Consider the following 12,271-nt stretch of genomic DNA (forward strand, 5'->3'; position numbering starts at 1 on the left):
CTGGCCAGGTCCCTGTTTTACATCACTGAGTCGCTGCGGCTTTCGAAACGCATGCAGGATAATATCGCCTCATTCGGCGAACGTTTTTCCGCCCGCATCGTGGCTGCGAATCTTAACCGGCTGGGAGTGAACGCCAAGCCTTATGACTCATATGATATCGGATTCGTGACTGACGACAATTTCACTGAAGCTGAAATTCTTCCAGAGACCTACCTCAATCTCCGCAAAGGCTTCATTTTTCATGACCATATCCCTGTAGTCACAGGTTTCATAGCCAAGAATCTTTCGGGCAATCTCACCACTCTCGGCCGCGGAGGATCTGATTACTCAGCTTCCATTCTCGGCGCAGCGCTAGATGCGGTGGAGATCCAGATCTGGACTGATGTGACAGGCGTCAAGACCGCTGATCCCAGGATAGTACCTGAAGCACGCACAATCGAGATGATGTCTTTTTCTGAGGCATCGGAACTTGCTTATTTCGGTGCCAAAGTGCTGCACCCGAAAACCATTCTTCCGGCAGTGGCCAAAAATATACCGGTACGTGTGCTCAATACATACGAACCTGAAAACCCAGGCACTCTGATCGTGCGTGAATGGAAGAACATCACACCTGGTAAAGTCAGGGCCATTTCCTGTAAAAAGAACATCAAGACCATTTCCATGACTTCTTCCAGGATGCTGAATGCTTTCGGTTTTCTGGAGAGGCTGTTTTCTGTTTTTGCCAGGAACAACGTTGTAGTAGACGTGATCTCCACTTCAGAAGTCAGCGTATCCGCAACAGTCGAACGAAACACCGACACAGACATCCTGCGCTTTGAGCTGGAAAAATACGCTGATGTCACGGTCGAAGACGAAAAAGCAATCATCTGCGTGATCGGTGATGGTTTGAAAAGCAGATCCACAGAGGTGGCGTCCGGAATTTTCCATTGCCTGGCAGAGTCAGGCATTTACAGGGTGGAGATGATCTCGCAGGGTGCTTCTGAAATTAACATCACCTTTGTGGTTGACCTCAAAGTTGCCGATAATATTGTGAAAAAACTGCACGAACAATTTTTCGGGGATGTCAGCACACTGAAGATGGAGGAATGTGCATGTCATTGACAATCGGGATTTTCGGAGTAACAGGAGCTGTCGGCCAGGAATTGCTCTCAGTGATTGAGAGGAAGAGTTTTCCTGTCCGGAATCTGCGGGTCTTCGCATCCACCCGTTCAGCAGGCAAAAAAATCGATACATATCTTGGTAAAGTTATTGTAGAGGACGCAGGCACTGCCGATTTCACCGGACTGGATCTGGCGTTTTTTGCCATCGGAGGCGGCTGGCCAAGGGAAAACGCCCCTAAAGCGACAGCTGCAGGATGCTATGTGATCGACAATTCATCGACCTTCAGGTATGACAAGAATGTTCCCCTGATCATCCCTCAGGTCAATCCGGAGGCAATCGGGAAATCGAAGCTGATCGCCAATCCCAACTGCACTACAGCCATTGCCATCATCCCCATCTACCACGTCTATAAAAAATTCGGCATCAGGAAAGCCATATTTTCCACCTACCAGGCCGCATCAGGCGCCGGGACAGAAGGCATCACCGAACTTCTTTCAACTACCCGGGAATACCTTGACGGGAATCCCGGCAGGCATGAAGTTTTTCCGCATCCCCTGGCCTTCAATCTGATTCCCCAGATCGATGTCTTTCAGAAAAATGGCTACACTAAAGAGGAAATGAAAGTAGTCTGGGAAACACGAAAAATACTCGGCAACGAAAACCTGGCCATCTCCTGTACCGCAGTGCGTATCCCGACAGTCAGGGCTCACTCTGAAGCAATCACTTTAGAAACTGATAAAAAGATCACTCCAACAGCTGTGAAAAAGCTCTTCTCAGATGTGGACGGCCTGGATCTGGTAGATGATCCGGCTTCCCAGCGCTACCCGATGCCGATTCAGTCCGCAGGGAAATACAATGTGGAAGTGGGACGCATCCGTCAGAGTCTGGTCTTCGGTATGCATGGCATTGATTTCTTCGTATCAGGAGATCAGCTGTTGAGGGGTGCAGCGCTGAACGCGGTAGAAATCGGCGAAATTCTAATCCGGAAAGGTGTATTCAAAAAATGATGAGCCTGATGAAAATGGAGTTTTATCGAAGATGACTCTGATGTATCCTCTTCAAACCAAGCGCGGTTCCATCACTCTGGGCAATCTGGAGCTGCTTACCCTGGCCTCAAAATTTGAAACCCCGCTTTTTGTTTATGACCTCTCAACAGTCGAAGCTAATTATGATTCGCTGATCAAGAATATCACATGGCCTCACTTGAGAATCCTCTTTGCCATGAAAGCCAACTGGAATCTGGATATCCTGAATTGCCTCAAGCAGAAGGGCGCAGGCATTGACGCGGTTAGCCTGGGCGACATTCTGCAGGCCAGAAAAGCCGGATTTTCATCCGAACAGATCCTGTTCACAGTCAACAACATTGCTGACCAGGAAATGGAAGCAGCGCTTTCCCAAGACGTCAGATTCAACGTAGGCTCTATCTCCAGGCTGCAAAAATTCGCAGAACGATATCCAGGCAGGCAGATCTGCGTTCGATTCAATCCCAATGTAGAAGCAGGCGAGCATGAGTATCTGAAGACTGCGGGAAATCTCTCCAAATTCGGGATACTGCTTGAGGACGCACCACAGGTTCTTAAGATCGCTCGACGCTACAAGTTGAAAATCATCGGATTGCACGAACATACAGGATCCGGAATCGCTGACACAGGATCAGTGCTGAAAAGCATGAAGAACCTGCTGTCTGTGGCAGGTGACTTTCCAGACCTGGAATTCATCGATTTCGGGGGTGGATTCAAGGTCCCGTATATTCCTGACGAAAAAAAAATTGATTACACTTCATTTGGCCGGAAAATAACCGGAATATTTTCTGGATTCTGTGAAAAATACGGCAGAAAACTGGACCTGTATTTTGAACCAGGCAAATTTCTTACAGCCAACTGCGCTGTATTCCTGGTGGAAGTGAACACGATCAGGTGCAACCGGGGCCGGATCATTGCAGGCGTCAATTCAGGCCTTCCTCATCTGATCAGGCCTTCGTTTTATGGAGCTTACCATCACATCGTCAACCTCAGCAACCCCTCCGGCCGTCTGATCGCTGCAGATATTGCAGGCAACATCTGCGAGAGCGGAGATTTCTTCGCCAAGCAGCGGGAAATCGCTGAAATCCGGGAAGGTGATATCCTGGCGATCCAGAATGCAGGAGCTTATTGCTATTCAATGTCCTCTCTTTATAATCTCCGCCCCCTGCCGGCCGAGGTAGTGATTGAAAAAGGGATGGCAAGGCTTTCCACCCGCAGATTGTCATATCAGGAACTTATCAAACGCCTGACACCCTGACACTAATTCAATGTTTGGAGAAAACATGAAATTTATTTTTTTCTTGCTGTTTGCATCACTCCTCACAGCCGCAGAACAACCTCTGCCCAACCTGACAGAGATCTCCTTCGGGCAGACTGTAGAACTTTCCGTCCATCTCAAAAAAGGTAAATTGAACATAGTCGATTTTTACAGCCATTACTGCGGTCCCTGCATGAGGCTTCTGCCCAGACTTCATTCCCTGGCTTCCGCGAGTCCTGAGGTCAACATTATTGAAGTCAACATCAACCGGCCTGCTGAAACCTCAGGCATCGACTGGAAATCACCTGTAGCGAGGCAGTTCAACCTGTCAGGCATACCCTGCTTCAGGATCTACCTTCCAGAAGGCAAAATGCTGGAAGGCGATCAGGCCGACAATTTTACGCGTGATCTACTGGATAATTATCCGCCATTTCTTGATGATCAGCCTGCCTGTATTCAAAACATGAAAATTCTGGGTGAAGCCATCAGATTGTTCCACACTCAGTTCCCAACCAGGGAAATTACGCTGGAGAGCTTGAAGCCGCTGCTCCCCGGACAAATCATTCCGGTCTGCCCTTCCATGGGAACCAATGAATGCTATCGTGTCAATGCTGTCTGGGCGCAATGCCAAAACCATGGGACTCTCTATCAAATATTCCAGAAATCCTGCGGCGACAACAGACGTTTGCTGGAATCAGCTCTTTCCAAACGTAAGTCTGAAAATGCAACCGGCGAAATTACGCTGTCCGACTTGAAGCAGTCTTTGCCAGGCCAAGCTCTCCCGGTCTGCGAAGCACTCTCAAGCTCAGAAACCTATCTGTTCTCGACCGTGGAAATCCGCTGCCCCATTCACGGGACAATCCGCTATGAACATTATTGCGGACTTTTTAAAATCATTAAAGATGCCTTTGCTGACTGCCGCACAGAGGAAGTCAAAGCTTTCTGCAGCGAATACCTAGGACTGGCAGAATCATTCGGAAAAAATGACTGGAATTATGGAAACGCAGTCTATGAGGCAAACCTTTACTTAGGGCTGACGGCACTTGCTGAAGGAGATGCAAACTCAGCCTGCGAATATCTCCTGAAAGCCGGCACCACTCCCGGTTCACCTCAACTGGAATCTTATGGTCCTGACCTGTCTTTAGCCAAGAAGCTGATTAAACTGGGAAAGACGGCTGAAGTAAAACAATTTCTGGATCAGATCAGACAATTCTGGAAGTCATGTCCGACTCTTGAGGAACTCTCGAAAGAATAAGCCCGCCTCTTTGTAACATTTTTGTTGCGCAAGTTTTCCTTGTTGAACCCCATTTTCGACCGTAAGATTATGATTGGAGCATAAAGGCTCCGTGATATCCGTAATAAGTATTTTCCACAAGGAGGACTAAGGGATGAAAGTAAGTGTCAAGGTGTTTCTCGCTCTCATGCTGCTCGTGTTCATCTTCAATCAGTCACCCGTATCTGCAGGCGAAACTCCGAGTCTGGAAGGGGATACGCTGAAAGCCCTGGATCTGCTCGGGGTCGACAAGAATGAACCGCGCGCCAAGGGAGAAAAACTGCAGATCATCCTGAATGAAGGGGATTTCAAAATCATTCAGATGGCTGCCCAGATCTATCAGTCGCTCCCGGCTGACATCAAGGAAAAGATCAAGCCAGTAGTAGAGCAGATCAAGAGAGTGCTCAGAGATGCAGCAAAAGCAGGCATTCTGAAGCAGGAAGATGTTGATAAGATCATCAACTTGTTCGAAGGCGGAACTCCGACTCCTGCACCAAATCCTGAGCCGAATCCCGCGCCAAATCCTGAGCCGAATCCCGCGCCAAGCCCGGAGCCTGCTCCTGCTCCCGCACCGGCTCCCAATCCGAATCCAGCTCCAGCCCCGTCTCCTTCGATAGACCCGCAAGTGCTGGCAGCATACAAGGAAGAAGTTTTCCAGGGAATCCAGAAAGCCGCTGATCTTTATAAATCTTTGCCCGGCTTTGTCCGTGATATGATCAAGCCGTATCTGGAGCAGGGCAAGGACGCGCTCAATCAGGCTGTTGCAGCCGGATTCATCGCCACAGCCGATGCCAACCGCATCCTTTCAATGTTCGGCCTGAAATCGTTCATCGGGATGGCCAAGGCAGCCACTGACTTTCTCCCCCAGGCCATCAAAGACCAGATCATGAAGGCCCTCAAGCAGGTAGCTGACATGTACAATTCGATTCCTGACATGTTCAAGAATATGGTCAAACCGCTGCTGGAAGAAGCCAAAAAGCTGCTTCTGAAGGGCGTGCAGATCGGATTGCTGCCCCAGGCCGAAATCAATCAGATTCTCAGCATGTTCGGAATGAAGGATGGCATAGCCGATCCTGGAAAATTCAGCTCCCTGCTGGACGATCTGACAAACTCCATGCTCAACCTCGAACTCACTCTCGGCGAACGGGACGGTGACCTTACTACTGTTCAGGCAGCCTTTGACAGGCAGGACAGAGCCAAATCAAGCCTGCTCGGCCGTTTCCAGATCATGCTGAACGAAGGTGACTTCGAAGCCCTGAAACTGGTCGCCGGCGTGATCAAGTCCATACCTGAAGATATCAGATCCATGCTGAAACCGCTGTTCATGGAAATGAAACAGCTGATCATCAAAGCCGGTCAGGACGGAATACTGACCCAGGCAGATTCACAGAAAATCATCGAACTGTTCACAGGGATTTTCTGATCTGCTTTCTGACCTTACATTAACCATCTGCAGGGGAGACTACAAATCTCCCCTGCTTTTTTGATAGAATTCATTGAAATCCAGCTCCAGATACTTCAACATTTCTTCCCTTTTTTCCGATCTGGCAAGAGCCAGGCAGAAAAAATGAGTTTTCAGCGGATTGAATTCTTCGAAGAACAGTAAGTCCTTAAATGTTTTTATAAAGCCTTTGAGATTCGGCTTTGCCGCCTCCAGACCTGGCGGAGTGACTCCCAGCACTGAATAGTAAAACCGCTCGTCTTTCCCGGCAAGTATTTTTTCCCAGTCAGGGGCAATCGAGTCAAAATACAGCTCGAATGAATTGAAACCATAGGCGTAATGTGGCAGGTCGGACAATCCTATGGCCGCAAAACGCAGAGGATTGAATTCGATGGGAAAAAGTTCCCCGTCACAGACTCGAAACTCGAAATGCACTGGGAAATTTCTGATTCCCATCAGCCGGGAAATTTTCAGCATCAGATCAGCCACTTTTGGGAGCATTTCCCGCATGATCTCCCGGCTTGTGCAATAGATCACGTCCCTGAAATCATCAGGACTGGAAAATGGATGCTGCATGATGGAATAAATTACAGGTTTTCCATCAGGATCGAATGCAGCATCACAGGCATATTCCATTCCAGAAACGCATTCTTCAAGTATCAGCTTTTTTGTATCAAGCACTGTTTCTGCGATATCTTTGTATCTGGCGAGTTCTACTTTCATTTCAGACACTGCTTTTTCCAGCTCCTGCCCTGTTCTTGCTTTGCGGATGCCGATGCTGAACAGCCCCCGATTAGGTTTTAATATGTATTCCTTTCCCATTTTCAGCTTCACCTGAACCGGATTTTCCGGGTCAATCTGAAAATACTGGAAATCATCAAACAACGGCTTCAGAAGCTCTCTGAAGCGGAATTTATCCTTAAAAACATTGATGTTATCGATTAAAACCTGATCAGTTGTATCCGCAACAATCTTTGAAAGTACATCTTCAGTATTTGTATAATATTTCGCACCAGAACGGATGATTTCAGCAGCTGTCTGCTCTGAAATCAGTTTCAAGCCCGTGAATCTCCTGCTGAGTTCCGTTCCAAGCTCTTCTTTCAAAGGAAAAACAGGAATTCCGCGCCTGACTGCGCAATCCATCAGCACAGGTGAGATGTAACGGTCTGAAAGCAGGATCAATCTGTGATTCATCATCTGACAAAATTCCTACCCAAAATACAGTGTAAATAAGAATTTTACAAGTGCCACAATTGCAGGATTTAGCAATTTGGGATAACATTTTCAGGTGAAATCTATACTCAAAGATCTCGATCCAGTCGAATTCGAACATCCAGTTGATCGGATGCTTTTGGTATCGCTCAGGAAGACGGGTCTCGACTTTATCACCAGAAAAGTGACTGAACTTGGTGCATTCAAGCTGATCTGCTCAAAATACAGGGGCAGCAATTTCAGGATCAGCCCGGGGCATGGTCTTTACAAACACCTGGAAGCAGCCTGCGGAATTCTTGGAATCGAGAAGATCCCTGAATTGTACCTGAAACAAGGTGGAGAAATCAGCCATCTCTCTGCTGGCACAATGGATGATTCCATCATTGTGCTGAATTCAGGCTGCCTGGAAAACTTGGCCGAAGACGAGCTTCTCTTCTCACTCGGCCATGAACTGGGTCATATCGTCAGCAGACATATTCTTCTGCAGCAAATCTACAATGAACTGATCAAAAACCTCAGACTGCTCGACCTTCCCACTCTGGGGCTGGCGTCCCTGACATCTGATACGGTAAAACTCCTACTCCGGAAATGGATCGCAGTCGCAGAATACACTGCAGACAGGGCCGGGTTGCTTGTCTGTCAGAACGAGGAATCGGCTGTCAGCTATCTGATGAAATTATCGGGAACTCCTCTCCATCTCTCTGAAGGTGATGATCCACAGAATTTCAGAAACCAGGCCAGTGAATTCAAAAAACAGTCCGGCGGAATGATCAGCATGTCCCTGCGGTTCATGGGCGACGATGCTTCAGGAAACAACTGGGCAGTGCTAAGATGTGGCGAATTATTGAACTGGATCAATACCGGTCAGTACAGCCTGGTATTGGAGCGGAAATCCAGCAGGGACAGAAATGAATATTTAAAGAAGAGAGAGGATCTGAAAAGCGACCTGAATGCTTTCCCAGTACAGATTACGGATTGTCTGATCTCCATGCCGTTATTGGAACTGCCTCAGACAATAGCCGGCCTTGTACAGGAACATCGCAACCTGACAGTCAGGAAAGAAGAAAATCTGAAATCCAACACCAGGATCATTGAAGAAATGAACGCAATTCTCTCCATCAGGAACAGGAACAGTCAGGAAGAGAAAAAGCTTGAAAAATCGAGAGCTGAAATTTCGAAAAATGCCGCCGGGCTTGGCGCTGCGGTAATCGAAGCGGTGAAAGCAGGAAAGATCTCGGATTCTGAAGAGTTCAGCGACTTGCTGAGCGCTGACGAAAGATTCAGTAAAGCAAAACAATCGGAACTTGCCCATGATCCAAAGGCAAGCGGTTTTCTTGAAAAGACTAAAGTCCTGGCTCAGGGGACTTTTCTCAAGGGCAATCTGAAACTTGCCGAAAGTCAGAAAGAGTCTGCCTGCAGAAAATTCGAAAACATGATTGCTGACATGGGCCTGATCAAAAAAATTGCCGAAGTGGTGGATTTCCAGGATCTGGAGAATATCGCAGGTATGATTGATATTTATCAAGCAGATCAGCGGAATCTGGCTGCCTCAAAAAAGGAAGCTGATGACAGAAACTCCGCAATTTCCTGCGGGATAATCAAGACCATCCACAGCGCAAAGGATGTTGAGAAGTATGAAAAGCTCCTGCATGGCGAAATCATCGCCGTCGAAGAACATCAGGAAAAGATCCGCAAGCGCATGGTCAAGGAAGTTGCCGTAATCATTGATTCTTACAGCGACGAACTGTTCGCAGACTGGCTGAGGGAAAAAATCGAGGGTTACAGAATTCATGCGTGAAAAATACAGTCTGATCCGCTCTGACATCTCCCAGCCACCGCGAAAAGTTCCGTTTAGTGTAGCCATCACACTGCTGCTCGACAGAGGAGACTGCCTGCTGGGCTCAGTCATCTTTTTCCTTGGACTTTGCTTGTTCTGGATTTTTGCACGTGCCGATGATTTCACTTTCTTCAAGTTCCACAAGGAAAAGATTAGAACTGCCGTTGGGTTTCTCGATTCCTGCAGAAAATCAGATACTTCTGAGATTGGAATCAACGGCGAACCAGACGACCCGAAATTCACTGTACGCTATACATTTAAAGATGAAAACGGTGTTCTGCATAAAGAAGTGCCGTATCGGACAAATCGCGAGCGGATGATTGGCGAAACAGTGGAAGTCAGCTGGTTCGAAGAGCATCCAGAAGCTTCGACCCTTTACAATCTGCAGCGCGCGAATTCTCTGCCTGCTTCCTGCCTGATTCTGATTTTTCCATTTTTCGGACTTTCCATCATGTTCAGCGCTCTGAGATGCGGCAACAGGGAATGGTATCTCCTGAAAAACGGCTGCCAGGCAGAAGGAACAGTCGTTTCCTCCAAACCCACTCCATACTGCTTTAATATCCTGGATCCAGTCTGCAGATTCGTTTTCGAATTCAAGACACCTGACGAACATACTTACCAAAGCTGTTTCAACACTCATCTTTCGCGCAGGCTGACCGACAGCACAACAGTACTTCTGCTGTACGATCCAGCTGATCCTGAAAACGCGCTGCCCTATGATGTGAATTTTTCCTATCTGCATTTTGATAAAACCGGCAAAATCAGACCGTTAAAATATTTTTCTGGAGTTGTCATCACGCAATTCCTTCTGTATTCAATAGCGTTTCTGACAGCAGCGGTATGCCTCTGGCGTCTGCGCGGAAAATAATTCAACTATTCCATCCGTAATTTGTGCTTTCACCATAGTTCCAGTAAATTGTAAGCATGGACAGAACAGATTTCATTATCAGAAACATCAGCCAGGATTTGTCTCTCGGCAGTCAGCCGGTTTCCGCGGTAGTAGGACTGCTGGATGAAAAGGCCACCATCCCCTTCATCGCCCGCTATAGAAAAGAGCGTACCTGCGGGCTGGATGAGATCGCCATCCGCTCCATCTCTGAGAGGCTTGCCCATTACCACGAGCTGGAAAAACGCAAGGAAACCATACTCAAAACCATCCAGGAACAGGGGAAACTGACAGATGAGCTGTCTGCTAAAATCCTTCTCTGCACTGACAAGAATCTGCTGGAAGATATTTACCTTCCTTTTAAGCCGAAAAAACGTACCAGAGCAGCCATTGCCAGGGAAAAAGGCTTGGAAGGGCTGGCTGAGATCATCTTTCTGCAGCTGAATCTGAACGGCAGCAAGACTGAGATCGTGGCAAAATTCATCAAGCCCGAACTGGGCGTGAATTCATACGAGGAAGCCATTGCCGGAGCCTTGGACATTATTGCCGAGAGAATCTCTGAGACAGGCAGTATCAGGCAATCGATCCGCGACCTGACACTCAATACAGGCCGGATCTGCTCAAACGTGAAAAAAGACTGGAAAGAAAAACCTTCCAAATTCCAGGATTATTACGATTTCAGCGAGCCTGTCCAGAAATCCCCGTCACACAGGCTGCTCGCCATCAGGCGCGGCGAAGCAGAGGAAGTGCTTTCCTGGAAAATCACTGTGGATGAGGTACAAGCCGTCGCGATTCTGGAAAAAAGTCTGGTCAGAAATCATTCTTTCCTGTTTTATCCTGAACTTAAATCCGCGATCGAAGACTGTCTCAAGCGCTTGCTCTTCCCTGCCGTGGAATCAGAAGTATTCAACCTGAAACTTGATCAGGCAGAGCAGGAAGCCATCCAGGTATTTTCTTCCAACCTGAGGAATCTTCTGCTTTCCGCTCCTGCAGGCCAGAAAGTAATCCTGGGAGTAGACCCGGGATTCAGGACAGGCTGCAAACTCGCTGTGATCGATGCTCAAGGAAATTTCCAGTTTCAGCAGGCCATTTTCCCGCTTGAGCCTCACAACAGGAAAGTTGAAGCAGAAAAATCTCTTTCAGACATCATTCAAAAGTATGGAGTACAGCTGATCGCTATCGGCAATGGCACAGCCTCCAGGGAAACCGACCAGTTTGTTCGGGAATTGATCAAGCGGACTGGCCTGACTGTGAAGTCAGTGGTAGTGAGCGAAGCCGGGGCTTCGGTCTATTCTGCCTCTCTACTCGCCATCCAGGAATTCCCTGATCTGGATGTCACAGTCAGAGGCGCGATCAGCATCGCGAGAAGGCTGCAGGATCCTCTCTCAGAACTCGTGAAGATCGATCCCAAAGCGATCGGTGTCGGGCAATATCAGCACGATGTCAATCAGAAAGAGCTGAAGAGTTCCCTGGAAACAACGGTTGAGTCGTGTGTGAATCATGTGGGAGTGCAGCTGAATACTGCATCAATGGAACTTTTAAAATTCGTGTCAGGGATCGGGCCGGCCCTGGCCGGAAACATCGTTAAATTCAGATCAGAAAATGGACCGTTTTTATCACGCAAGTCTTTGTTGAAAGTTCCCAAGCTCGGCCCGAAAGCCTTTGAACAGTGTGCAGGATTTTTACGGATTCACTCATCCGAAAATCCGCTCGACAATTCAGCGATTCACCCTGAAACCTATCATCTGGTGAAGACTATGGCGGCAGACCTTGGTTTTTCCGAAACCGACCTGATCGGGCGGGATATTTCCGGTAAAATCGATCTGAACCGGTACATCTCAGCTGAATTCGGCCTGCTGACGCTTACGGACATTTTGAGAGAACTGAAAAAGCCCGGTCTCGACCCGCGGGCTGAATTCAAGAGCATGGATTTTTCCGCAGACCTCAACTCCATCTCAGATTTGAAAGATGGCATGATCCTGGATGGAGTTGTGACAAATGTGACTAATTTTGGAGCTTTTGTGGACATAGGTGTCCATCAGGACGGCCTTGTGCACATTTCCAAGCTCGCCAGAAAATTCGTCAAAAACCCTTCAGAAATCGTTTCTGTCGGCGACAGAGTCAGAGTGAAAATACTGAGCGTAAACCGGGACTTGAAGCGCATCTCACTGGAGCGGCTTGAAAACTGAATTGAATTCCGGAATCCGGACTGATAAAATTGATGAAAAGTATCTGGAGGAT

9 protein-coding genes are annotated in these 12,271 nt (G+C 47.9%); 8 read left to right on the forward strand and 1 reads right to left on the reverse strand.

What is annotated here, in order from left to right:
• The 5 genes from PHW04_12290 to PHW04_12310 form a co-directional block, all read left to right on the forward strand.
• Positions 1–1,101: aspartate kinase (locus PHW04_12290; GenBank protein ID MDD2716662.1), on the forward strand; the 1,101-nt coding region annotated here is incomplete at its 5' end.
• Entirely contained in the window at positions 1,092–2,108 is a 1,017-nt protein-coding gene (locus PHW04_12295; protein ID MDD2716663.1) for an aspartate-semialdehyde dehydrogenase, read from the forward strand. The genes PHW04_12290 and PHW04_12295, both read left to right, overlap by 10 nt.
• Positions 2,109–2,139: 31 nt before the next feature.
• Positions 2,140–3,381, forward strand: coding sequence for a diaminopimelate decarboxylase (gene lysA, locus PHW04_12300; GenBank protein MDD2716664.1), 1,242 nt, complete (start codon positions 2,140–2,142; stop codon positions 3,379–3,381).
• A gap of 25 nt (positions 3,382–3,406) precedes the next feature.
• Positions 3,407–4,636, forward strand: coding sequence for a thioredoxin family protein (locus PHW04_12305; GenBank protein ID MDD2716665.1), 1,230 nt, complete (start codon positions 3,407–3,409; stop codon positions 4,634–4,636).
• Positions 4,637–4,769: 133 nt separating this feature from the next.
• Entirely contained in the window at positions 4,770–6,077 is a 1,308-nt protein-coding gene (locus PHW04_12310) for a hypothetical protein (protein MDD2716666.1), read from the forward strand.
• Between the two features lie 39 nt (positions 6,078–6,116).
• Here the strand turns inward: PHW04_12310 and PHW04_12315 are convergent, their stop codons facing one another.
• Positions 6,117–7,292 (reverse strand): ATP-grasp domain-containing protein, encoded by a 1,176-nt coding sequence (locus tag PHW04_12315; protein MDD2716667.1) that lies wholly within the window; start codon positions 7,290–7,292, stop codon positions 6,117–6,119.
• A gap of 91 nt (positions 7,293–7,383) precedes the next feature.
• Between PHW04_12315 and PHW04_12320 the strand changes: the two genes are divergently transcribed.
• From PHW04_12320 to PHW04_12330, 3 genes are read left to right on the forward strand one after another with little or no spacing between them, the layout of a single operon-like run.
• Positions 7,384–9,105 (forward strand): M48 family metallopeptidase, encoded by a 1,722-nt coding sequence (locus PHW04_12320; GenBank protein ID MDD2716668.1) that lies wholly within the window; start codon positions 7,384–7,386, stop codon positions 9,103–9,105.
• Positions 9,098–10,012: a hypothetical protein gene (locus PHW04_12325; protein ID MDD2716669.1), complete on the forward strand. Its 915-nt coding sequence runs from the start codon at positions 9,098–9,100 to the stop codon at positions 10,010–10,012. Before PHW04_12320 ends, PHW04_12325 begins: the two co-directional genes overlap by 8 nt.
• A gap of 56 nt (positions 10,013–10,068) precedes the next feature.
• The gene (locus PHW04_12330) at positions 10,069–12,219 is read left to right on the forward strand and encodes a Tex family protein (protein ID MDD2716670.1); all 2,151 of its coding nucleotides are present in this window, start codon (positions 10,069–10,071) and stop codon (positions 12,217–12,219) included.
• Positions 12,220–12,271: the final 52 nt, after the last annotated feature.

It is taken from the genome of Candidatus Wallbacteria bacterium, from assembly GCA_028687545.1.
Lineage (GTDB): Bacteria > Muiribacteriota > JAQTZZ01 > JAQTZZ01 > JAQTZZ01 > JAQTZZ01.